This is a genomic window from Oxalobacteraceae bacterium OTU3CINTB1 (assembly GCA_024123955.1).
In the GTDB taxonomy this organism is placed as follows: domain Bacteria; phylum Pseudomonadota; class Gammaproteobacteria; order Burkholderiales; family Burkholderiaceae_D; genus Rugamonas.
Map to the genome: position 1 here is coordinate 5,686,066 of CP099652.1, position 24,150 is coordinate 5,710,215.

19 protein-coding genes are annotated in these 24,150 nt (G+C 64.8%); 10 read left to right on the top strand and 9 right to left on the bottom strand.

The window, feature by feature from the left end; translation table 11 throughout:
• Both NHH73_24630 and NHH73_24635 read right to left on the bottom strand, forming a co-directional pair.
• Entirely contained in the window at window positions 1-894 is an 894-nt protein-coding gene (locus NHH73_24630) for a family 43 glycosylhydrolase (protein USX25727.1), read from the bottom strand.
• Window positions 895-1,019: 125 nt separating this feature from the next.
• Window positions 1,020-2,651 carry a M28 family peptidase gene (locus tag NHH73_24635; GenBank protein ID USX25728.1) on the bottom strand — a complete coding sequence of 544 codons (1,632 nt, stop codon included), beginning with the start codon at window positions 2,649-2,651 and terminating at the stop codon, window positions 1,020-1,022.
• 129 nt (window positions 2,652-2,780) lie between these two features.
• Here NHH73_24635 and gluQRS point away from each other — a divergent pair, with 129 nt between their 5' ends.
• Window positions 2,781-3,704: a tRNA glutamyl-Q(34) synthetase GluQRS gene (gluQRS, locus tag NHH73_24640; GenBank protein ID USX25729.1), complete on the top strand. Its 924-nt coding sequence runs from the start codon at window positions 2,781-2,783 to the stop codon at window positions 3,702-3,704.
• A 29-nt stretch (window positions 3,705-3,733) separates the two neighbouring features.
• On the top strand, window positions 3,734-5,275 hold the full coding sequence (locus NHH73_24645) for a CYTH and CHAD domain-containing protein (protein ID USX25730.1): 1,542 nt from the start codon (window positions 3,734-3,736) through the stop codon (window positions 5,273-5,275).
• A 13-nt stretch (window positions 5,276-5,288) separates the two neighbouring features.
• Here the strand turns inward: NHH73_24645 and NHH73_24650 are convergent, their stop codons facing one another.
• From NHH73_24650 to NHH73_24660, 3 genes are all read right to left on the bottom strand, one after another.
• Window positions 5,289-5,711, bottom strand: coding sequence for a hypothetical protein (locus NHH73_24650; GenBank protein ID USX25731.1), 423 nt, complete (start codon window positions 5,709-5,711; stop codon window positions 5,289-5,291).
• Between the two features lie 35 nt (window positions 5,712-5,746).
• Window positions 5,747-6,346, bottom strand: a complete 600-nt coding sequence (locus tag NHH73_24655; protein USX25732.1) for a LysE family translocator — start codon at window positions 6,344-6,346, stop codon at window positions 5,747-5,749.
• A gap of 94 nt (window positions 6,347-6,440) precedes the next feature.
• The gene (locus tag NHH73_24660) at window positions 6,441-7,439 is read right to left on the bottom strand and encodes a LysR family transcriptional regulator (protein USX25733.1); all 999 of its coding nucleotides are present in this window, start codon (window positions 7,437-7,439) and stop codon (window positions 6,441-6,443) included.
• Window positions 7,440-7,540: 101 nt separating this feature from the next.
• Between NHH73_24660 and NHH73_24665 the strand changes: the two genes are divergently transcribed.
• The 6 genes from NHH73_24665 (at window position 7,541) to NHH73_24690 (ending at window position 14,404) form a co-directional block, all read left to right on the top strand.
• On the top strand, window positions 7,541-8,251 hold the full coding sequence (locus NHH73_24665; protein USX25734.1) for an HAD family hydrolase: 711 nt from the start codon (window positions 7,541-7,543) through the stop codon (window positions 8,249-8,251).
• Window positions 8,252-8,361: 110 nt separating this feature from the next.
• Window positions 8,362-9,636, top strand: coding sequence for an NAD(P)/FAD-dependent oxidoreductase (locus tag NHH73_24670; protein ID USX25735.1), 1,275 nt, complete (start codon window positions 8,362-8,364; stop codon window positions 9,634-9,636).
• Between the two features lie 138 nt (window positions 9,637-9,774).
• A complete protein-coding gene (locus NHH73_24675) occupies window positions 9,775-11,322 on the top strand; it encodes a hypothetical protein (protein USX25736.1) in 1,548 nt (515 codons plus the stop codon).
• 20 nt (window positions 11,323-11,342) lie between these two features.
• Window positions 11,343-11,891 carry a DinB family protein gene (locus tag NHH73_24680; protein ID USX25737.1) on the top strand — a complete coding sequence of 183 codons (549 nt, stop codon included), beginning with the start codon at window positions 11,343-11,345 and terminating at the stop codon, window positions 11,889-11,891.
• Window positions 11,888-12,943 (top strand): 2-hydroxyacid dehydrogenase, encoded by a 1,056-nt coding sequence (locus NHH73_24685; protein ID USX25738.1) that lies wholly within the window; start codon window positions 11,888-11,890, stop codon window positions 12,941-12,943. The genes NHH73_24680 and NHH73_24685 overlap by 4 nt, the downstream gene beginning before the upstream one ends.
• Window positions 12,944-13,009: 66 nt before the next feature.
• Window positions 13,010-14,404: a DUF3422 domain-containing protein gene (locus NHH73_24690; protein USX25739.1), complete on the top strand. Its 1,395-nt coding sequence runs from the start codon at window positions 13,010-13,012 to the stop codon at window positions 14,402-14,404.
• A gap of 83 nt (window positions 14,405-14,487) precedes the next feature.
• Here NHH73_24690 and NHH73_24695 read toward each other — a convergent pair whose 3' ends face one another.
• On the bottom strand, window positions 14,488-16,083 hold the full coding sequence (locus NHH73_24695; GenBank protein USX25740.1) for a methyl-accepting chemotaxis protein: 1,596 nt from the start codon (window positions 16,081-16,083) through the stop codon (window positions 14,488-14,490).
• 126 nt (window positions 16,084-16,209) lie between these two features.
• The gene (locus NHH73_24700; protein ID USX25741.1) at window positions 16,210-17,097 is read right to left on the bottom strand and encodes an alpha/beta hydrolase; all 888 of its coding nucleotides are present in this window, start codon (window positions 17,095-17,097) and stop codon (window positions 16,210-16,212) included.
• A 187-nt stretch (window positions 17,098-17,284) separates the two neighbouring features.
• Between NHH73_24700 and NHH73_24705 the strand changes: the two genes are divergently transcribed.
• Both NHH73_24705 and NHH73_24710 read left to right on the top strand, forming a co-directional pair.
• Window positions 17,285-18,031 carry an alpha/beta hydrolase gene (locus NHH73_24705; protein ID USX25742.1) on the top strand — a complete coding sequence of 249 codons (747 nt, stop codon included), beginning with the start codon at window positions 17,285-17,287 and terminating at the stop codon, window positions 18,029-18,031.
• A gap of 1 nt (window position 18,032) precedes the next feature.
• A complete protein-coding gene (locus NHH73_24710; GenBank protein ID USX25743.1) occupies window positions 18,033-18,902 on the top strand; it encodes a lysophospholipase in 870 nt (289 codons plus the stop codon).
• Between the two features lie 124 nt (window positions 18,903-19,026).
• On the opposite strand, the gene NHH73_24715 is transcribed toward NHH73_24710, so the two are convergent.
• Both NHH73_24715 and NHH73_24720 read right to left on the bottom strand, forming a co-directional pair.
• Complete coding sequence (locus NHH73_24715) at window positions 19,027-21,798, bottom strand: glycoside hydrolase family 2 (GenBank protein ID USX25744.1); 2,772 nt, start codon at window positions 21,796-21,798, stop codon at window positions 19,027-19,029.
• Window positions 21,795-24,143 (bottom strand): glycoside hydrolase family 95 protein, encoded by a 2,349-nt coding sequence (locus NHH73_24720; GenBank protein USX25745.1) that lies wholly within the window; start codon window positions 24,141-24,143, stop codon window positions 21,795-21,797. Before NHH73_24720 ends, NHH73_24715 begins: the two co-directional genes overlap by 4 nt.
• Window positions 24,144-24,150: the final 7 nt, after the last annotated feature.

Consider the following 24,150-nt stretch of genomic DNA (forward strand, 5'->3'; position numbering starts at 1 on the left):
TTATTTACGGTGCATTTTGCCGTCGGCGCTGTAGTCGATCTCCTGCAACAGGATCGAGCGCCGATGGTCGCCGCCGCCCGGCAATACGTTGTCGTGGTAGAACAGCAGCGTCTTGCCGTCATGCTCCAGGATCGCCTGGTGATTGGTCGAGATCTTCAGGAAGTCGATCAGCACGCCCCGATATTCAAACGGCCCCAGCGGCGACTTGCCGGTCGCGTAGACGATCTGCCCCGGCCAGCCGGTCGAGAACGAGAAGTAATACACGCCCTTGTGCTGATGCAGGAACGGCGCCTCGCCATAGGCGGTCTTGGCCGGAAACTTGTCCACCGCCACATTCTTGATGCCGCCCACCGCGCTCCTCAAGTCGGCCGACAGCTCGACCACCTTCGGCACCCGCGTGCCGAAGTACAAATAGATATGCTTGTCCTTATCGATAAACACCGCCGGATCGATCGGTTCGTCGCCCGCGTTGGCGTCGCGCGGCGTTTCGACCAAGGGCTTGCCGATCAGGTCGACAAACGGCCCCATCGGGCTATCGCTGACGGCCACGCCGATTTGCTTGCCACCCACCGGCGCGAAGAAATAGTATTTTCCGCCATGCTCGACCGCTTCCGGCGCCCACGCCTTGGCGTCCGCACTGGCCCACTTGAAGATACTGGCCGGCAAAATCGGGCCATGATCCTTCCAGCTCTTCAAATCGGGAGACGTCAGCACCCGCCATGACGTCGAGTCCCAATACTTGCCCGAATTGTTTTGATCGTCGGTCGCGTAGACGACATACTGTCCGGCAAAAAAGTGCGGCGATGGATCGGCTGCGAAATTTTTCGTCAGCAAAGTTTGCGCGCCTGCGCAGGCGCCCGCTGTCAGCAGCAAGGTGGCCAAAATCGTTTTCATGAAGTCTCCAATATTTTTATTGCGACAATGGTAAAACTGATAATGACCGCCAAGATATAACTTTATTGGGTTCAGCCATAAAAAAAGCAGCCACGAAGGCTGCTTTCCGGCAGAACAAGCAGCGCTTACTTGACGTTGCGCGGCTTGGCGAACGCGTCGCCGGCCTTCCATTCAGGCAGCTTCGGGCTATCGGCGACCATGCGGCCGAGGTTCAGCGTGTACTGCGCCATCTGCACCATGCCCGACAGATCCCAGCCAGCGTCGTACTCGTCGCTGACTTGGTGATAGCGCTTGCCGTAAGCGTCCGCCTTGAGCTTGGAGCCGGCCGGGTCCTTGATGTACTCGCGGCCACCGTCGATCGAGAACGCCGGCACACCCTGCTTGGCAAAGCTGAAGTGGTCGCTACGGAAGTAGCCGCCGGCGAGATCCGGTTCGGCCTTGGCGATGTGCATGCCCATCTTCTTGGCGGTGGCCTCGGCCATCTTGCCCAGTTCGGTGCGCTCGCTACCCTGGGTGCCGATATCGCGCGTGGCGCCGACAAAATTCAGGCTGTCCAGGTTCAGGTTGGCGGCGGTCTTTGCCAGCGGCCACAGCGGCGCCGTGGCGTAGGCCGCGCTGCCCAGCAGGCCCTGCTCCTCGGCGGCGACCCACAGGAACATCTGGCTGCGCTTGGCCGGTGCGCGCACCGCCTGTTGCGCCATCGCCAGCAAACCGGCCGTGCCGGAAGCGTTGTCGACCGCGCCGTTGAAGATGGTATCCCCACTATCGCCTTGCTTGCCGAGGTGATCGTAATGCGCGCTGTAAATGACGACTTCATCTTTCAGCTTCGGATCGGTGCCCGGCACCACGGCGGCGACGTTGAACTGCTCGACCTTGCGCACGGCCGCTTTCATCTCACCGCTCAGTTTGGCGGCCAGCGGCACCGGTTTGAAGTCCTTGCCCTCGGCGGCGGTGCGCAGCGCGTCCAGGTCCTGGCCGGCTGCCTTGAACAGGGTGCGGGCCGTGTCGTCCGTCATCCAGCCCTGCAGCTCGGTGCCGAGGGTGCCGGCCGCCAACTGGAAGCGCTCCACACCCGACCAGCTGTTCTGGATCACGCTCCAGCCATACGACGCGGTTGGCGTGGTATGAATCAGCAACACGCCGGCGGCGCCCTGGCGCTTGGCTTCCTCGAACTTGTAGGTCCAGCGGCCATAATAAGTCAGGCCCTTGCCGTTGAAGCGGTTCGGCTGCTCGGCGCTCGGCTGCGGATCGTTGACCATCATGACCAGGATCTTGCCTTTGAGGTCGGCGCCCTTGAAATCGTCCCACTGCTCGTCCTGCGCGGTGATGCCATAGCCGACGAACACCAAGTCGGCGTTGAAACTGTGCGCGGCGGTCGCGTCGCCCGGCGCGAACACCCAGTCCTTGCCAAAGCTGATCGGCAGCGCCTGGCCGCCCGCTTCCAGCTTCAGCGTGCTCTCGGCCGGCAGCGTTTTGACGCCGGCGATCTGCACCGCCTGGCGATAGCTGTCACCGTTGCCGGGTTTCAAACCCAGCGCCAGCGACTGCGTTTCCAGGTAGGAGACGGTCAGGTCGGCGCCGCGCTGACCGGTGCCACGCCCTTCCAGCAAATCGCTGGACAGGAACGCGAGGTGCGCGCGCAGCGGCGCTTCCTGCACCACGGCAGCGGTTTTGCCGCTGGCCGCGAGGGCGGGGAAAGCCAGCGCCAGGCTGATGGCCAAGGCGGAGGCAACAAAGGATGGGGTCATTTTTTGCATGATGTCCTGAAGGCGTGGATGATGAAGACGGCTGAATTCAGCGCGCGCACATTGTAAGACATTTGCCGGAGCCGCCGGCCGCCATCCATTGCGCAGCGCAGCATCCGCCCGCCGCGTTAAAATGGCGCCATGACCGATCGCATCGCTACCGCAGACAACTACGTAGGCCGCTTCGCGCCGTCCCCAACCGGACCGCTGCACATCGGCTCGCTGGTGGCGGCCATGGCCAGCTATCTGGACGCCAAGGTGCACCACGGACAGTGGCTGGTGCGCATCGAAGACGTCGACGGCGACCGCAACGTGGCCGGCGCCGACCAGCACATCCTGGCCTCGCTGGACCGCTGCGGTATGCGTTGGGACGGCGAGGTCACCTGGCAAAGCCGCCGCACCGGTCTGTATGAGCAAGCGCTGCTGCGCCTCGGCGACCTGGCCTACCCCTGCGGCTGCTCCCGCAAGGAAATCGCCGATTCGCAACTGAGCCTGACCGGCAGGCAGGCGCAAGCGCTGATCTATCCCGGCACCTGCCGTCACGGCCTGGCGCCGGGCAAAAGCGCCCGCGCGCTGCGCCTGAAAGTGCCGCAATCGCCGCACTGCGTGATCGGCTTCGACGACCGCTGGGCCGGTCACGTCAGCCAGGATTTGACCGACGAAGCGGGCGACTTCGTCATCAAACGCGCCGACGGCTTCTGGGCCTATCAACTGGCGGTGGTGGTGGACGACGGCGACCAGCGCGTGACCGATATCGTGCGCGGCGCCGACCTGCTCGACTCGACCCCGCGCCAAATCTATTTGCAACAAGCGCTCGGCCTGCCGCAACCGCGCTACCTGCACGTACCGGTGGTGGTCAACGAGCTGGGCGAAAAATTATCCAAGCAGACCGGCGCGATGGCCTTCGACAACGGCGCGCCGCCGGAGCTGCTGCTGCAACAAGCGCTGCTGCCGGCCGCGCGCTTCCTCGGCATGGATTTCCAGGCCGACACGATCGAAAGCTTCTGGCGGAGCGCCACACCGGCCTGGGCACAAGTTCTGCGGAATCTGCCTATTTCGCAGTAGTCTCGACATCGCTCAAGCCCGGCAGAGCCGTGCGCCGCCCGCCCGGATTTTTCATCTACACTGGCGCCATGGAAGTCGAACTCAAACTATTACTTGCCCCCGCCGACAACGAGGCGCTGATGCGCCACCCGCTGATCGCCGCCCACGCCAGCGGTCCCGCGCGCGCGCAACAAATGACGGCGCGCTACTTCGATACGCCGGACCTGCATTTCCTGCACCACGGCGCGGGCCTGCGCGTGCGCAAGGTCGGCGAAGAATGGAGTCAGACGATGAAGGCCGGCGGCAGCGTGCAAAGCGGCTTGCATAGCCGCAATGAGTGGGAGTGCCCGGTGGACCGGGCCTGGCCGCGCCTCGGCCGCTTGCGCAAACTGATCGGCAACGATCCGCAATGGCGCGACATGCTGGACCTGCCGGATCTGAAGGAGCGGCTGGAACCGCTGTTTTTGGTGGAAGTGGAGCGCCACACGTGGGATCTGGAGATCGAAGGCAATTCGATCGAGCTGGTGCTCGACCACGGCTACATCGAACGCCACGGCCGCAAAATCGACATCAACGAAATCGAACTGGAACTCAAGGAAGGCGAACCCGCAGCGCTGTATTCCTTCGCGCTGGAACTGCACCAGCAGATTCCCCTTCGGCTCAGCAACATCAGCAAGGCCGAACAGGGCTACCTGCTGTGCCGCCAAACCGGCAGCGCGCCCTACCGCGCCCAGGCGCTGACCCTCGACCCGGACGCCACGGTCAGCGACGCGCTCAAAACCATCCTCGACAACTGCCTGCAACACATCCAGCGCAACGAGGAAGCCGTCATTCATGGCGACGATCCTGAAACCTTGCACCAGATGCGCGTCGGCCTGCGCCGCCTGCGTTCGGCCTTAAAACTGTTCGACAACGCCGCTCCCTGTCCGGAAGCGCTGGCGGCCGACATCGCCTGGCTGGGCACGGAGCTGGGCGCCGCGCGCGACGCCGACGTGCTGTTGATGTCGACCTTGCCGCGCATCCAGTCCAATCCCGGTGGCAAGAACGGGCTGCTGGAACTGCAAGCGCTGGCCTTGGCCGCCGCGCGCGGCTACCGCAAAACGGCCGCGAAAGCGCTGCTGTCGCCCCGCTACACGCAACTATTATTATCGATGGGGGTGTGGATGCAGCACATCGCCACGGACGTGCCCGACAGCCCGCTGCCGAAATTCGTCCACTCGACGATGCAGCGGCTGCACAAGCAACTGATCAAGCGCGCCAACCGCATGGACGACGATGACGCCGCTTCCATCCACCGCACCCGCATCGCCGCCAAGCGCGCCCGCTACGCGCTAGAATTTTTCCACTCGCTATACCGGCAGAAGGGCTCGCGCCAGTATCTGAAGACGCTGGCGGCGATCCAGTCGGAGCTCGGCCAGCACAACGACCTGATCACCGCCGACCGGCTATTGCAGGAAATGGCGGAGCAGCATCCGGACGCGGCCGACACCATCGGCTACGCGCGCGGCTATCTGCAAGCGCTGCAGTCGCAACAGCCGGTCGACCTGGACCAGCTCCGCGACACCTTGCACCACCTCAAGCTGCCGCATTGACTACGACCTCAGTCTACCGCGCCGCGCCGCTCGCGGCGGGCACCGGCTTCGACGTCACCGTCCAGGCCAGCGTGCCGGTGCATTTGGCCCGGGCCACCGCCGACAAGGTGTCGTCGGCCTCCTCGCTCGCCAGCGGATACTCCCTGGTCCCCTCGATCTTGAAATGCAAATCGGGCATGGTGGAGCTGGCGGTCTTCGACAGCACCGGCACATAACCACGCTCGGCAAGGATCAGCCGGCAAGGCTCCATGCCCTTCAAATCGAACGATTCCAGCTTGATGCTGAACACCCAGCGCTCCGCGACGCCGCGCGCGGCCAGCACGGGGTCGGGCAGCATCAGGTTCGATGGCAAGGTGGCGGCGCCGGCATGGGCGGAGAACACGGCGGCGGCCAGCAAAGCGGCGCGGGCGGCGGAGGAAACAAGACGGCGGGACATGGGCATTCCTCAAAATCAATCAAGCCGCCATGGTATCAGCCCACGAGTATCGGATACAGCGTGGCCACCAGCAACAGCGCCATCACCACGTTAAAGATGCGCACCGAGCGCGGGTCCTGCAACAGGCGGCGCATGGCCACGCCGAACATCGCCCACGCGCCGACGCCGAACGTGCCGACCGCGTTGAACACCAGCGCCAGCTGCGCCACGTCGACGGCGCCGAACCCCTGCGGCAGATAGGTCGTGATCGCGCTGATGGCCATGACCCAGGCCTTGGGATTAATCCACTGGAAAGCCGCCGCGCCGACAAACCCCATCGGTTTGGACCGCGCCGCCTGCTCGGCGTTCATCGGCGCCGCGTTGGCCAGCTTCCACGCCAGCCATAGCAGGTAAATCGCGCCCACATACTTCAGTATCAGCTGCAACATCGGAAACCGGACGAACACCGCGTGCAGCCCCAGCCCGGTGGCGAAGATCATGAACGCGAACCCGAAGGTGATGCCGAACAAATGCGGCAGCGAGCGCTTGAACCCGTAGTTCAGCCCGGAAGCCATGATCATCGCGTTGTTGGGTCCGGGCGTGATCGACGTGACGGCGGCGAAGGTGCACAAGGGCAGCAAGAGTTCGGGCGACATGATTTATCCAGTGGTGGTAACCGGTCCATTGTAGTCACAACTGTGCAGGCGCGTACCGGTACACTTCTGCACACTATGCACGCACGTGTATTGGTCACTTGGCCGGTACGAGCTTCGGCGCCCTCGGTTTGGCCGAGGATTGCGCCGGTTTGCGCTGGCGGCCCAGCAGCTTGTAGAAGCTCTCCAGCTCGCGCCGCACCAGGTCCTGGCCGTTCTCGATGACGAAATCCTGGAACGACGCGGCCACCTTGGGAATCGGCTGGCCGCTCAGGTGCATGATGTGCCAGTCCGCCTCCACCGGATTTTCCTGCATCGGCAGGATCGCCAGCAGGCCGGCCTCGAACTCCAGCCCGCAGGCGTGCACCGACAGGAATCCCAGCCCCAGCCCGGCCGACACCATGCGCTTGATCGCCTCGTTGCTGGACACCTCGGAGCCGAATTCGGCCGGGTGTCCCGCCTCGCGCAACAGCTTTTCGACCGCCGTGCGGGTACCGGAGCCGCGCTCGCGCACCATCAGGTTGGCGGCCATGACGTCGTTGAGCGTGATTTTTTTCTTCTTCATCAGCGGATGCGCGGGACTGGCCACGAACGCCATCGGATGGCGCGCGAACTTGGCCGCGTTGGTGCGCAGCTCGCGCGGCGGCGTGCCCATAATGGCCAGGTCGATCTCCTGGCGCGCCAGCATGTTGACGATCTCCGAGCGGTTCCCCACCTGCAGCTTGAGGCGCACGTCCGGGCGCTCGAGCGTGAACGGCACCAGCATCGGCGGCAGCAAATGCTCGGCGGTGGTGACGGCGCCGATGCGCAAGGTGCCGCTGGTGACGCCCTGCAGCGCCGCCAGTTCGTCGCCGGCCTGCTCCAGCAGCCGCAGGATGCGCTCCGAGAAGGTGGCCATCACCTCGCCGGCGGCGGTGAGCTGGATGTTGCGTCCCACCTTGCGCGTGAGCGCGATGCCGGCGATGTCCTCCAGCGTGCGCAGTTGCAGCGAGACGGCCGGCTGCGTGACGTGCATCGCCTCGGCCGCGCGCGACACGCTCTCGTGGCGGGCCACCAACACCAGCGATTGCAGCTGGCGGAAACTGGCGTGATACATAAGCTCTCCCTTATCAACTATCGAATATCTTTAATTTTTCTTTTGTAGATTCTACCGTTATATTTACGTCAATGCGATAGATCAAATTTTGAGGAAACGATATGAGCATAGACGTGATCTTCCTCGGCCTCGACGGCGTACTGTTCGACACCGAAGCGCTGCACCTGGCGGCCTGCAATGCGGCCTTCGCCAACGCCGGCCTGTCGATACGCTGGACCCTGCCGGCCCTGCGCGCGGCCGCCGCCACCCACGGCTATGCGCGCGCCATCGGCACCGTCATCACCCGCGAGCTTTTCGGCCGTGACAAGAGCCGCGCGGCGGAACTGTACGCCGACAAGCACCGCCAGTTCCATCAGGCGATCGTCGCCAACCCGCCGGCTGCGCTGCCGGCAGCGCTCACGCTGATCGACGACGCCATCGCCGCCGGCTGCAAGATCTGCATCCTCACCGACCTGCCGGCGCCCGCCACCTCGGCGCTGCTGGCCAACAGCTTCGGCGCGCACGTCAACAGCGTATTCACCGTCGTCACCGGGGGCGCCGCTTTCGACGGCCCGTCCGGCACCGGCCCTTATGCCAGGGCGCTGCACGCGATGGGCGTGACGCCCGGCGACGCCATCGCCATCGACACCGCCGTCCCAAGCCTGCGCGCCGCCGGGGAAGCCGGCCTGTGGACGGTATCGGTCGCCCCCTACGGCGCCGACGTGGTCCGCCCGCGCCAATTCATCACCTTCGAAGCGCTGAACGAACTGCGCTCCAGCCCCTACACCCCCGACCAGCAGCAAGAGCAAGACCACCAACACCTGGCCGCATAGGACGCAAACGCGGAATGACTACGGAAACACGTAGGGCGGATTAGCGCAAAGCGCGTAATCCGCCAAGCTCCGCCACCAGCACCAATCGACTCACCAACCTGGAGAAAAAAATGGAAACGATCGTCATCGTAGGGGGAGGTGCGGGCGGACTGGAACTCGCCACCCGTCTTGGAGACACACTGGGCGCCGGCAAGCGCGCCCGCATCCTGCTGGTGGACCGCTCACCGGGCCACTTCTGGAAACCGCTGCTGCACACCGTCGCCTCCGGAAAATGCGACCCGCAGGTCACGGAACTGGCCTTTACCGCGCAAGCCCTGGACCACGACTTCGAATTCCTGCAAGGCGAAGTGCTGTGCGTGGACCGCGCCCACCAAACCATCACCCTCACCCCGCGCGGCGGCCGCCAGGACGATGGCGTGTGCCGCACCATAGGCTACGACAAGCTGGTGCTGGCCCTGGGCGCGGTCACCAACTTCTACAGCGTCCCGGGCGCCGCCCGCCACGCGATGACCCTGGACAGCGTGGCCGACGCCGAAGCCTTCCGCCGCCGCTTCGTCGACGGCTGCATCCGCGCCGGCGAGCGCAAGGAGCAGCTCAATGTCGTCATCGTCGGCGGCGGTGCCACCGGCGTCGAACTGGCGGCGGAACTGAGCAACAGCGCCCGCGCGCTGGCCGACTACCGGGTCCACACGCTCGATCCGGAACGCGAAATCCGCATCACCGTCATCGAGCGTGGCGACAACCTGCTGCCCCACCTGCACCCGCTGCAATCGCAGCGCGCCTGCAACCACCTGCGCTCGCTCGGCATCGACGTGCGCACCGCGACAGCCGTCGCCCACGTCACCGACAACGCGGTGATCGACAGCACCGGAGTGGCCCATCGCGCCGACCTGACCTTGTGGGCGGCCGGTGTCGAAGCGCCGGAGCTGTGCGCCACGCTCGGCCTGACGCTCAACCACATCCGCCAGATCGTGGTCGATTCCAGCCTGCGCGCAGCCTGCGACAGCCGCATCCATGCCTTCGGCGACTGCGCCAGTTACGTTTGCCCGATCAAGGGCGCGGCCCCGCCGCGCGCCCAGGTCGCACACCAGCAAGCCATGTTCCTGGCCGCGCTGCTGGCGCGCCGCGACGACGGGCCGCGCCCCGAGTTCCGCTACCACGACTACGGCTCGCTGGTTTCGCTCGGACCGCAGGCGGCGGTCGGCGTGCTGACCGGCGCCCTCACCGGCAAGAGCATCCGCGTCGGCGGCGCCGCGGCCAGCCTGCTGTATGCGTTGATGTACCAAAAACACCTGCTGCAGCTACATGGCAGCTTGCGCATGGCGGCCCACACGCTGGTCGACTGGCTGCGCGCGAAGATCCTGCCGCCGGTGCGATTGCATTAGCGCCAGACCCGCACTGCCATACAGGGACGTACCCCCCGGGGTACGTCCCCTAAGTGGTGACGCTAGCGTATCGCTAAAGGCATACCGGGTTGAGGCTACCCGGTGTCCAGCGCCGGGGAACCGTTCTATAATGGGTTCATGACCACCATCACTCCATTAAGCCGGGACACGGCCGCCAACCCGGCGGCCGGCGTCACCACATCGACCTCCCGCGTCGCATCCCCGACCGCCAGCGGCCAGGCCTCCGCCACCCGTGTCGACGGCGCATCGACCATGGTATCGCTTAGCGGCGGCCAGGATAGCCGACAGCCCAAAGCCGTGGTCTGGGAGAACCGCACCCGCAGCACGTCCAGCACGATGATGGCGCGGAACTTCGGCGAGCAGCCGGTTGCGGGACGCCTCAAAGGCCTCGGCGGCGAACTGCTGAAACAGGTCGCCTACGACGGCGAGGATTTCTCGCAGTCGATCCAGCAAGCCCCTACCGGCGTGCAAGCCGACACCTACGACATGCTGGTATCGCCGTCTCAGGTGTCGCAGCACGGCATGGGCGACAACCGCATCGGGCTGACCATCACCACCCGCAGCGGCGTCACGGTCGAACTGTCGCTGGACGCCGGCGACAACAGCATCGCGGTCGAAGCGAAAAGTAGCGGCAAGCTCACCGAAGTGGAACGCAAGGCGCTGGGAAAATTGTCGGAAGCCTTCCAGAAAGCGGTCGACGGTCTGACCGAAGACCCGCCGCGCGTCGATCTGGCCGGCCTGACGCAGTTCGACAGCGCGGTCCTGTCATCGATCGATCTGAAGGGCGAGATCAAGCTCAGTCCCAAGGAAACGCAGCGCCTCGAATTTCATGCCGACAGCAGCAAGCGCACCGTCAGTTTCAGCGGGCCGGATGGCGTGGCCAAGATCGGCGTGGACCTCAGCCAGCCGGCCAGCTGGGGCAGCAAGGAGCAGCAGGCAAAGGCGCTCAACCGCTATCTGCAACAGGTCGACCAGGCCGGCATGCGCGGCCAGGGCAACGCCGCCATGCTCACCATGTTCAAGGACGCGATGGTCGACATGAACAGCGACTACGGCACGCCGCCGGTGGCGCCGCGCGACATGCTGCTCACCGACCGCGATCGCGCCACGACCACCGGCCTGGCCGACTTCACCGCCTCCGTCACGCAGACCGAGGTGGCGTCCAATCCCGCCAAGTCCACCGAGAAGGACAGCTTCGCCTACGAGCTGTCGCAAAAGACCAAGATCTCCGGCAGCTCGCAAATGGACCTGGCGCTCTCGCAGCAGCAACAGTCGCACCTGAAGGCGCGCTACCATGCGCCGGTTTCCCCGACGGCGACGTTGGCGCTGGACCTGGAGCCGCAGTCGCAGAACTACAAATACATGATGATCGACGAATCGGCCAGCAGCACCACCAGCATCGAATACGACAAGGGCAAGCTGGTGAAGGCCTCGCTGGAGATGCAGGCCAGCCGTTCGACGCGGGTTCTGGAATACATGTTCGGAAAACTCAAGGATGACCACACCACCCCGTCCGGCAAGGCGATGACACGCGACCTGCTGCCGACGCTGGACCCGCAAGACGGCGGCCAATCCATGGACGACTATGACCGCGCGCAAATGCTGTCCAAGGTGAACGACGCCATCTTCCTGCAATCGGATCCCGACGCGCTGCCGGCGAATTGAACCACTCAATGAGCGATTGAATGAGCACACCCGAGCACTTCGTCCTGCTGGCGGCCTACAACGCCGACATGAACCGCAACCTCTACGCTGCGGCGGCCAAACTGACGCCGGACGAATTGACGGCGGACCGCAAGGCCTTCTTCGGCTCCGTCGCCGGCACCATGAACCACCTGCTGGCCGGCGACACCATCTGGCTCAAGCGCTTCGCCACGCACCCGGCCAATTTCCCGGCGCTGTCCGCGATGAGCGGGATGCCGCAACCCGGTGGCCTGGCACACAGCTTCAGCGATGATCTGGCCACCCTGCGCCGCCACCGCGAACAACTGGACGCCATCATCAACGCCTGGGCGCGGCAGCTCACCGCCGCCGACCTGGCGCATGCCTTCGAATACCGCAGCACCAAGGGGGATGTTTACCGCAAGCGTTTCGGCAGCGTGCTGGCGCACTTTTTCAACCACCAGACCCACCACCGGGGCCAGGCCAGCACCTTGCTGACCCAGGCGGGCGTCGACATCGGCGTCACCGACCTGTTGTTGTGGGTACCCGACCTGGAACCGGCAACCCCATGAAAATCGCCGTCTACAGCGCCCAACCTTATGACCGCCGCTTCCTCGACGAAGCGCGGCTCGAGGCGGTGGACACCACGCCGGCGTCGCCGATCGACGCCGTCTACTTCGCCAACCGCCTGACCATCGACACGGTGCCGCTGGCCCACGGCTGCGCCGCGGTCTGCGTCTTCGTCAACGACATTCTCGATGCGGAGGTGCTGGAAGCCTTGCACGCGCTGGGCGTGCGCGCCGTGCTGCTGCGCTGCGCCGGCTTTAACAACGTCGATGTGCAGGCCGGCGAGCGGCTCGGCATGTTCATGGCCCGCGTGCCCACCTACGCGCCGGAAGCGGTGGCCGAACACGCGCTGGCGCTGGTGATGACGCTCAACCGCCGCACCCACCGCGCCTACGCGCGCGTCCGGGAAGGCAATTTCGCGCTCGACGGCCTGCTCGGCATGACCTTGCACGGCAAGACCGTCGGCATCGTCGGCGCCGGCCAGATCGGCACCGCCGCCGCCCAGATCTTCAAGGGCATCGGCTGCACGGTGCTGGTCAGCGATCCGGCGCCGCAGCTCCAGCTGCAACTGGGCGCCATCGCCGCGCGCGTCACGCTGGAACAGCTGCTGGCGCAATCGGACATCGTCTCCCTGCATTGCCCGCTGGTGGACGCCACGCGCCACCTGATCAATGCCGGCAGCCTGGCGCTGATGAAGCCGGGCGCGATGCTGGTCAACACCTCCCGCGGCGCGCTGATCGACACCATGGCCGTCATCGCCGCGCTCAAGTCCAAGCAACTGGGCGCGCTGGCGATCGACGTCTACGAACAGGAAAGCGACCTGTTTTTCCACGATCATTCGAGCGACATCATCGACGACGACGTTTTCCAGCGGCTGATGACGTTCCCGAATGTGCTGGTCACCGGCCACCAGGGCTTTTTCACCATCGAAGCGATGCGCGAAATCGCCGCCGTCACCTTCGCCAACCTGGCGGCCTTCATGCGCGGCGAGCCGACCGCTAACGCATTGGCCCCCGGCGCGCCGGCCGACTTAGCATCGCAATCCTCAAAAAAGTGATCACCCGGCGGCCTTTTCCCCGGTAACATCACCTTTACTCAGAATACCGATCCACCGGAGAAGGTCATGTCCCTCGCTTACCGCGCCACCGCCGATTTCGCCAAGTTGAACCACCCGATGCGGGTGCCGCTGTCGGCCGAGATCCACTCACGCCCCTTCCTGCAATTGCAGGCGCCGGAAAGCCTGACCCACTTCGCGCTCTACCTGCAACAGGACCAGCCTTCGCAAAAATACCATCGCGGCACGCAGCACCAGATTTTGCAGCAGCTGTGCACCCATTACGGCGTGGCGGGACCGCATCCGCAGGCGCGCTACTTCTTCCACGACTTCGGACGTTTTCGCCTGAAGTGGGAATGCCACACCGAATTCGCCACTTACACCTTCGTCGAACGCGGCGAGCCGGGACTGGACTTCCGCACGGCGTTCGACCGCATGCCGCTGCAGCACGTGCCGCAGGAATGGCTGGCGGGCCTGCATGGAAAAATCATCGTCGCCTCGCACGTGGTGCTGCGCAACGGCGACAGCGCCGGCGCCGACGAACAAGCCATCGCCGAACTGTTTCAAGGTAAATCGATGGTCGGCAGCAGCGTGGGCAGCGGCGCCGAGGTCTGGACCGATTTCCTGATCCAGCCCGATGGCTTCAGCCGCTTCATCGTGCGCGACTTGGGCCTGCGCGAATTCCAGGCCGGCCGCCTGGTCGGGCGCCTGCTGGAAATCGAGAACTACCGCATGATGGCCCTCCTCGGCCTGCCGCACGCCGAAGCCTCGCAGCCGCTGTTGAACGGTATCGAAAACGAACTGGCCGACCTGACGGCCACCCTGGTGCAGGCCGACATGCCGCAGTCGCTGGACGCGCGCGGGCCCGACGCGCACGAGGAACAGAACCTGCTGCACCGTATCACCAGCCTGGCCGCGCGGCTGGAAAAGCTCTCGGTCAACAACAGCTACCGCTTCGCCGCGTCGCAAGCGTATTTCAGCCTGGTACAGGCCCGCATCCACGAGCTGCGCGAGGTGCGCATGACCGGCATTCCGACGCTGGCCGAATTCATGGGCCGCAGGCTGGCGCCGGCGATCCATACCTGTACCTCGGTCTCGCAGCGGCAGGAAGCGCTGGCCAAGCGTATCGCCCGCAGCAACGACCTGCTGCGCACCCGCGTCGGCATCGAGCAGGAACGCCAGAACCGCAAGATCCTGCAATCGCTGGACGCGCGCGCGGCCCAGCAACTGCGGCTGCAACAGGCGGTCGAAGGACTGTCGGCGGTGGCGATCTCGTACTACACGCTGGGATTGATCGGCTATGCGGGCAAGGCGATGAAGGCCGGCGGACTGCCGGTCAATCCGGACATCCTGCAGGGTGTGGCAGTGCCGGTGGTGATCCTGGCGGTGTGGATGGGACTACGGCGGGTGCACAAGCAGCTGACGGCGCGCGGCACGGCCGCCGCCCAGCGCCATCCGGCCTGAAGACACCCGGCTAACAAACACTCGTAGGGCGGATTAGCGCGCAGCGCGTAATCCGCCATGAGCCGCCAACAGCGCCTAACAAATCACGAAAGTCGCAGCCGCGTCGACAGCCTGCCGGCGCCGGCGCCACCCTCCACCGTGAACCGCCCCACCTGCGACAGCAAGGCTTGCGCCTGTTCGCGCATGCTCGCGGCGGCGGCGGCGGCCTGCTCGACCAGCGCCGCGTTCTGCTGCGTCATCTCGTCCATCTGACCGATCGCGCGGTTGACCTGCTCGATGCCGGAGCTTTGCTGCTCGCTCGCCTGCGTGATCTCGCCCATGATCTCGGCCACCTTTTGCACGCTGGCCACCACCTCGCTCATGGTCTGGCCGGCACGGTCCACCAGCCGCCCGCCCTCGTCGACCTTGCCGACGGAATCGTCGATCAAGCCCTTGATCTCCTTGGCCGCCGACGCCGAGCGTTGCGCCAGGTTGCGCACCTCGGACGCCACCACCGCGAAGCCGCGTCCCTGCTCGCCGGCGCGCGCCGCTTCCACGGCCGCGTTGAGCGCCAGGATGTTGGTCTGGAAGGCGATACCGTCGATGACGCCGATGATGTCGACGATTTTGCTGGAGCTGGCCTTGATCGACCCCATGGTCTCGACCACCTGCCCGACCACGTCGCCGCCGCGCACGGCGATGCCGCTCGCCGTCACCACCAGCTCATTGGCATGGCGCGCGCTGTCGGCGTTCTGCCGCACGGTGCTGGTCAACTCCTCCATCGAGCTGGCGGTTTCCTCCAGCGCGCCGGCCTGCGCCTCGGTGCGCGCCGACAAATCGGCGTTGCCGGCCGCGATCTCCTGCGCCGCCACGGTGATGGTGTCGGTCGACAGGCGCACGTCGCCAACCAGCTGCGACAGGCTGCCGTTCATCTTGCCCAGCGCGTCGAGCAGCTGGCCGGTCTCGTCGCGCGCCTGGTTCTCCACGCGCGAGGTCAGGTCGCCCTCGGCCACGCGGCGCGCCAGCGCCACCGCGCGCTCCAGCGGCTCCGCGATCGAGCGGCCCAGCGCATAGGCCAGCGTCCCGCCCAGCAGCAGGATCACAATCGCCAGCGCGATCATCAGGTTGCGGCTGGCGACATTGATGTCTTCGATTTCCGCGGTGGCCGCGTCGATCTGGCGGCGCTGTTCCTTCAATAGCGCTTCGGCCGTGGCCAGATACGTCACGCTGGCAGGTGTGTAGACCTCCCGCATTTGCTGTTGCGCCTCGTCGACCTTGCCGGCCTTCTTGAGCGCCAGGGTGGCGTCGCGGGAGGCGAGGAACGCCTTGCGCCGCGCGCCCAGCTCCGCGAACAGGGACTTTTCGGCGTCGCTGTCCATGCGCGCCTCGACCTGCTTTTGCAGCGCGCTGGAAGCGTCCGACGATGCCTTGATGTTTGCGGCGAAGTAGTCGCCCAGGCTGGCGTCGGTGCTGACAATGATGGCGGTGGTGCGCGGCACCGCCGCGAACATGTAGCGATACCAGTCCTGCAGATAGCGCTCGGTGGCCATCGGCTCGTCGATCATGTGGCGGGTGGCGGCCGCCACGCTGTTCAAGCGGGTGATGCTGATCACGATGGCGATCAGCGCCAGCAGCAGGATGCTGGCGAAGCCCAGGACGAGACGACGTTTGACACTAATGTTGTTTAGTAATTGGAACATTCGGCCCATCCTGTGAGGGAAACGCTGCGATTGTGCAGCAACCGAAACATGATAGCCCCAAACTAAGGCGTAAACTTCACATTGTTACCCTTAAACAACAATTGCCACCAACGACAAGTCACCCGCCTAGCCCGCCATGGCCGGCGGCAGGACAGGCAGGTCGGCCTCGCTGCGCTGAACCGGCTGGCTAAAGCGTTCGGTCAGGAAGCTGGCGATGCGCTGCTGCGTCGATTCCAGATAGGGGATGTTCATATGGTCGGAATCGGGCACGATTTCGTCCGCGTGCAAGGTGCCGAGTTTTTGCACCAGCAAATCGGTATGCGAATGCGGCACCACATCGTCGAACGCCGCGCGCAGCACATAGGTCGGCGCCTTCAACTGGTGCGCATATTTAACCGACTCGAATTTATGCCGCAGCACATACTCCACCGGCAGCGTCCTGAATTTGCGCTTGGCGATCGCCAGGATCGAATCGTAGGGCGTGATCAGCACGATGGCGCTGGCCTCTCGCTCCATCGCCACCTGCACCGCCACGCCGGAACCGAGGCTGCGGCCGACGACGGCGATGCGGGCCGGATCGACGTGATGACGCTCGCTGAGCCAGTCGAACAGCATGCGCCCGTCCTCGACGAAATGCGCCTCGGCCGGATCGCCGTGCGAATCGCCGTAGCCGCGATAATTTACCGCCAGCACCGCCATGCCGGGGAATAGCTTGCCGGCGTCGCGCGCCACCCATGACACCTCCTCCGAGCGGCCGCCGAAATAGATCACGCCCGGCGTCTGTCCCGCCACCAGCGGCGTCATAAGCCACCCGGACAAACGCGTGCCGTCCTTCGCGCGGATCACGATGGGGCGGGTGCGATGGCCGGTGCTGTAAGGTTTGAGCACCTCGCGGCGGCTGCCGAGAGGATTAAACAGCAGCCGTTTTTGGTTGGCCGCGACCGCCGCCGTCAATCCCATCCACAGCACGCTGACGATGCCGGCCAAACCGGCGACTTTTTTTGAATTGTCCATCCCTCTACTTTACCCTCGTCTTGACTCTCTGCTGTACGCCAGCGTACAAATACATTTGCCCGTGGCAAACATCAAATGCGGGCAGGCCGCCTGTTTCTAAAGATAACAGGGGCGAACCGGTATAATCTGCGCTTCGTTTTGCTCTCCGCCTCCTATGAAACCGGCCACCGTCCTGCTGCACAGCTCCATGAGTTCCAAGGCCCAGTGGGCGGCACTTGTCGAACAGCTCACGCCTGATTTCCGCTGCATCCCGCTCGATTTGCTCGGCTACGGCGCCGCGCCCTATCCGCAGGGCGCCGGCCAGGGCGAAGCATACACCCACACGCTGGCCCACGAAGCGGACGCCATCGCCGAGGCCATCGCCGCGCAACTGGCGCCGGACCAAGCGTTCCACCTGGTCGGCCACTCGTTCGGCGGCGCCTCCGCGCTGCACCTGGCGCGCCGCATGCCGGGACGCGTACGCACGTTGACATTGTTCGAACCGGTCGCCTTCCACCTGCTGCCGGAGCAGGACGCGGCGCGGGTGGAAATTGTCACCGTCGTCGGCGGCATCATGGCATGCGCCTACGACCGCGACGCCACCCGCATCTTCATCGACTACTGGAACCGCGCGGGCGCGTTCGACGCCGCGCCGGCTTCGGCGCAGGACAAGATGATCGCGCAAATCGCCAAGGTCAAGCTGGATTTCCAGGCGCTGCTGGGCGAGCCGGTCTCCTTTGCCGACCTGGCCGTGCTGACGATGCCGGCGCTGGTGCTGTCCGGCCAGCACAGTCCCGCCTCGACCCGGTCGCTGGCGGCGCAACTGGCGGCCGCGTTGCCCAACGCGCGGGCGCTGCAAACACGCGGCGGCCATATGGGACCGATCACCCATGGCGACGCGATCAACCCCACCATCGCCGCGTTCCTGCGCGGTGAAGACCTGGCCCAAGGCTGACATGCAAAATAACCTCCCATCGCGCGGCGCGGCCTCGCTCCTTCAACGCGGCCTGCTGGCACTGGCGTTCAGCGCCGCTGCCGTCCTGTCGCATGCCGCTGTCAAGCCGGTGACGGTGGCGCCCGAGGTCACTGGCGAATGGGTCACGCCCGACGGCGCATGGGACGGCCGGACCGTGTTGCTGCTGCACGGCTTCGCCGACGACCTGAATGGCGCCGGGGACCTGAGCAAACGCATGTCGACCAAGCTGGCGCAAGTGGGTATCGCCTCGCTGCGCATCAACTTCCGTGGCGAAGGCGCGCGCATGCGCAGCGAAATCGACTCGACGCTCGACACCCGGATCGCCGACACCGAGGCCGCGTATGCGTTCCTGCAAAAGCAGCCCGGCGTCAAGATCGCGCACAGCGCGGTGCTGGGCTGGAGTTTGGGCGGCGCCACAGCCATGCTCGTGGGTGGAAAGCATCCCGAATGGTTCCGCAGCATGGTGCTGTGGTCCACGCCGAGCGGGGATATTTACAAGTACATGATGTCGAAGCCGACGGCGCAGAAGGCTGTGCGGGACGGCGTGGCATCGGAGGTGGTGCCAGGCTGGAAAACCATCGTCACCAAGCGCGAGTTCTACGAGAGCTTCAAGGGCGTGGACCTGGACAAATCGCTGGCCAGGTATCCGGGCGCGTTTTTGACCGTCCGTGGCAGCAAGGACTACCTGCCGCAGCGTGATTTCGACTTGATCCGCATCGCGCCGGGCAAGCCCGCGCAAGCGGAAATGATCGACGGCGCGGATCACGTATTCAACGTGTTCGAGGCCGGAAGCCCGGCGGCTCAGCGCCTGATCGATCTCACCGCCGCGTGGCTCGCAAAAACCCTGTAACGACGGCGGGGGTCAAGTCTGACATTCGGACACGAGCACATCCTTGAGCGCCCCGCATCCTTCATGCCTGGAGCCATACCTATCAGCTCGTGTCCGAATGTCAGACTTGACCCCGATAGGTTTTCTAGTCACCTACGACGATATCGATCGTATTTTCCAGCCAGATCCCCAGGTTGGGCGTGCGGCCGCGCTGCGCCGACGGTCCCAGTTCATGCGGCGGGTGGAACTTGGTCCCAATCGGCAGGATCGCGTTCAGGAACGAGATATCCCCCGGCGGGAAATCAATGTGCGTGGCCTTCGGCTCGAAGCCTTCGCCGCTGGCCTCCCTTGGCGTGAAGAGCCGCAGCGCGATGTCCTCGCTGTGATTGATGAACGTGATCGGCAGGTTGTTGGTCGCCAGCTTTGCCCAGTAGACCTTGTCGTGGAAGCCCTTGAACTCTGGATAGTTCCAAGACAGGCCAGTGATGGTGTCGTTGTAGTCCTTCTGCCATACGTCGAACTCCACGCCCTGCGTGCGATTTTTCCACACGCGATAAGGACCACGTCCCAGCCAGCGCATCGAATTCACCTGCGCGTCCGGATAATCGAAGGTCACGCCCAACGCATCGGCGGGTTTGCCACCTTCCATGTTGTACGCGTAGTTGACGCTCAAGGTGCCGGCGGCATTGAGGCGCCAGTTCACCTTGCGCAGATTGCCCGTATATTCGGCTTGGACAAGCACGTCGTTGCCATCGCGCCGCGCGGCGATGCGCTTCAACGTCGCGGCGCCCGCCACCAGGCGCGGGCCGTTCGTCAGCGGCACAATCGTATCTCCCTTCTTCAGCGCACGCAGATAGCCCGTGCTCTTGTCGATGACGGCGCTTAGCGCGCCGGCCTTCAGCTCGAAGCCGTCGCCCGCCTCCGTCAACGTGGCCGCGCTTGACGCCGCGGCCACCGGTTGCATGCGCTGCGCCACCTGCTGCGCGCTGGCGATCATCCACGACCATGTGTAGATCTCGCGGCCGCCGCGGTCCGTCGCCGTGAAGTACAAGGCATCCTGCTGCGCCCAGTCGGCCGGCAAGGCGATGCTGGTGGTGCCGCGCATGCCGGCGGCGACATCGGGCGCCTTTGCACTGCCCTTGGCTACAACCTTATGGCCTGTCTCGCTGCCGAACTTCACCAACTGCCAACTCAACTTCACCTGATTCAGATTGGAGATATCGTAGCGATTCTCCAGCGTGATCTTGCCGTCGAAGGTAGGTGGCAGGAAGGCCATCTCCGACAACGGCAGGTACACCGGCGTCCAGATCTTCTTCACGGCGAAGAAGCTGCCCTCCTTCTCGCGGTAAGGCCCGACGATGCCGTCCGGCGCCAGATTGCCGGCGACGTCGATGGCGCCATTCTTATCGTCGCGAACGATACCCTCGTCGGCGAAAGCCCAGATAAAGCCCCCGGCGCTCAGCGGATTGGCCAGCATATCCTTCCACCAGTCGTCCAGGCTCGCGCCGGCGCCGCCGTCGTACAGCCCATGCAGGAACTCCGTCGGCATGAAGACATCGCGTCCATGGAACAGCGAGGTGGCGCAGCAGTCATAGGTCGGATAGTGCGCGGTATCGATGCCGCCGTAATTCGCCCATGGATGGATGACGGGACGCTTTTGCGTGTCCCACTCCGGATACAGCTTGTCCAGATCCAGATTGAACCCGCCCTCGTTACCGTTGGCCCAAAAGACGATCGACGGGTGGTGCTGGTCGCGCGTGACCAGTTCCTTCACCAGCGGCGTCGAGACATCGGTGTCGTAGAATTTCTGCCAGCCGGTCAACTCGTCGATCACATACAAACCCACTTCATCGGCGACATCGAGGAAATGCGGGTCCGGCGGATAATGGGACATCCGCACCGCGTTCATATTCATTTCCTTCATCAGCTTCGCGTCCTGGTAGCTCAGCGCCTTGCTGCTGGCGCGGCCCGACGTCGGCCAGATCGTGTGCCGGTTCGATCCTTTGAAACGCACCTTGTAGCCGTTGACATACACGCCATCGCGCGGCCGCAGTTCGATGGTGCGGAAGCCGATGGTCTTGCTCACTTCATGCACCACCTTCCTGCCGCTGACCAGCTGGAAGTTGACCTTGTAGCGTTGTGGATTCTCGGCCGACCAGGGCGTCACCTTCGCCACGTTGCCGCTGACGTGGGCCTTACCGCCGACGACATGCGCGCTCATTTCCTTGCCAAGCGCCTTGCCATCCAAAGTGGTCACGCGCGCGACCACCTTGCCGTCCGGCTGGCCGGCCAGGAAGACATCGGCACTGAAATCGCCGTTGTGGCGCGCATCGAGGCTGATGCGGTCGATATTCTCCAGCGGTTTGGCCTCCAGCCACACGGGCCTGTAGATCCCGCTGAACAGCCAGTAGTCCGAGCTACGCTCCGCGCGGTTGACCGATTTATTGGCGGAGTAGCGGTTGACCGTCACCTCCAGCTGGTTGCCCTGCCCCGGCTTCAGCAACTTGGAGATATCGTAGCGGAATTCATAAAAGCCGCCCTGATGGACGGCGCCCGCAGGCTGTCCGTTGATCTTCACCAGCGTATCGGTCATCGAGGCGCCGAACACGATATCGATTTGCTTGCCCTGCCAGTTGGCCGGCACCTCGAACTGGTGGCGGTAGATGCCGGTGGTGTCCGGCGCCGGGTCTTTTTCCCAGTCGTTGAAATAGCGGTAGGTGCCGAAGCCCTCCATCTCCCAGTTCGACGGCACCGGTATGGTCTTCCACGCGCCGCTATTGCGCCCGCCGTTGACCATGAACTCCCAGTCGACACGATGGTCCTTGTCGGTGCCGCTCAAATACCTTGTCTGCGTACCTTCCGCAAAAGCCAGTCCGCTCAATGCCAGCAGCAGCGTTCCAAGGACCTGTCGCATCATAGTTTTTCTCCCAGACGTTTGCTCTCCCCGACCTTGAGGTTGAGCGGAATGACCTTGTCGCCGTAACGTACCTTGCCGGCGCCCTCGCCCGCCGTGCGGCGTATCGTCGCCGAAGCCAGCTTGCCGTTCTTCCATGCCAGATCGACCTCGTAGCCGCCGCGCGCGCGCAAGCCCTTGACCGAGCCGGTGCCCCATGCCGAAGGCAGCGCCGGCAGCAAGTGCAGCTCGCCCGTCTGCGATTGCAGCAGCATTTCGCAAATCGCCGCGGTCGCGCCGAAGTTACCGTCGATCTGGAACGGTGGATGCGCATCGAACATGTTGGCGTAGGTGCCGCCGGCGTTGTTCGACTCCGTGCCCTGGCCGCTCTGTTGCGCGGCGCGCGCGCCGGGTTTCGCCAGCTGCCCGCGCAGCATCTTGTACGCCCGATCGCCATCCAGCAGGCGCGCCCAGAAAGCCGTCTTCCACGCCATCGACCAGCCGGTGCCGGCGTCGCCACGGCTCTCCAGCGACTTGCGGGCGGCTGCCGCCAGCTCGGGCGTTTTGGTCGGCGAGATCTGACGGCCCGGGAAGACGCCAAACAAGTGCGACACGTGGCGATGCGTGTCGCCCGGTTTATCCAGCACCGGATCGCTCTTCTTCTCCTCCATCCATTCCAGCAGCTGCCCCCAGCTGCCGATGCGCGGCGCAGCCAGCCTGTCGCGCAAGCCCGCTATCTGGTCGCGGAACCCAGTATCGCCCAGGACATCCGCCGCATCGACGGTATTGTTGAACAGGTCCCAGATGATAGCCTGGTCGTAGGTCACACCGTCCTCGATCGGGCCATGCTCCGGCGACCAGCCCAGCGGCGCGACCAGGCGGCCGTCGGGCAGCACCTTCAGATAGTCCTGCCAGAACGCGACCGCCTCCTTCATCACCGGATACGCCACCTCGCGCAGATACGTCTTGTCCTGCGTGTACGCGTAGTGTTCCCAGAAGTGCTGGGCATACCAGGCGTTGCCGGTCTTGTTCCAGATGTAGCCCATGGCGCCGAACGGATTGGACTCGGTACGCAAGGTCCAGCCGCGCACCGGCTTGCCGGCCGCGCTGACGAAGGTTTCCTCCTTCTGCACCGCCTCGCCGCTCAGGTCCGGCGCGGCCATCACCACCGAGGACGGATCGGCGATCGCCTTGGCCGCCGTGTCGGCGATCAACTGGCGGTACACCGGCGCCACGCCCTGCACGAAGTTCAGGAAAGGCAGCGCGTGTTCCGACAGGTTGGCCGGTTCGGCCGGCCAGTAGTTCATCTGGACGTTGATGTTGGTGTGGTAGTCCGAGCGCCATGGCGGCGTCGGGTTGTTGTTCCACAGCCCTTGCAGATTGGCCGGCAGCGAACCGCGCGAGCTGGAGATCAGCAGGTAGCGGCCGTACTGGAAGAACTGCGCCTCCAGCTCCGGGTCCCTGCCCTCGGTGGTATAGGTCTCGATGCGCTGGTCGGTCGGCAGCGCGCGCCGCGCCGCCGTGGCCGCGCCGAAGTCCACGCCGACGCGGTTGAACTGCGCCTGGAAATCCTTGCGGTGTTCCGCCAGCAGCGAAGGCCACGGACGCGCCGCCGCGCCCACCTGCGCCGACAGGCGCGCCAGCGGATGCCCGCCCTGGAACTTCTTCGCCGCATCGAGCACGTAGCTGGTACCCGCGCCGAGTATCAGGGTCACCGCGTCGCAGCCGGTGAAGGTGATCTTGTTGCCGTCGATGGCGATGGCGCCGCCCTCGTTTTGCACCTGCACCTGGCTGGCGTAGTCCATCGCGTTCGACGACGGATCGCCCTTGCCGCGCATCGACCCGGTGGCGACGATGCGGTTGCCCAGCGCGTTGATCTGCGCGCCGTGCGCGTCGGTCAGTTCGATCGAACCAGTGTACTGCCCGCGCTTGTCGGCCGTCAGCCGCACCGCGATCACCTGTGCCGGATAACTGGCGAAGGCTTCGCGCTTGAACTTCACGCCCTTGTGCGTGTAGCTGACGCTGTGCAGGCTCTGGCCGATATCGAGCCGGCGCGAATAATCGGTGGTGGCCTGGTCATGCCCAGGCAGGTTCACATACACGTCGCCGAACGGCTGGTAGGAACCCATCACCTTGTCGTCGCCGGTCCATAGCGTGATGTCGTTGAACTGGATGCGCTCGCGCGCCAGCTGGCCGAAGATCATTGCGCCGATACGGCCGTTACCGATCGGCAGCGCTTCGCGCTCCCAACCCTCCGGCGTATCGGGCGCCGGCTGTTTGTAGCGCAGCGTCAGATCCGGGGCCGCCGCCGCCGCGACGACGACCAGGGCCGATGAGAAAAACAATGTGGAGCGCAGCAGAATTTTCATGAATATT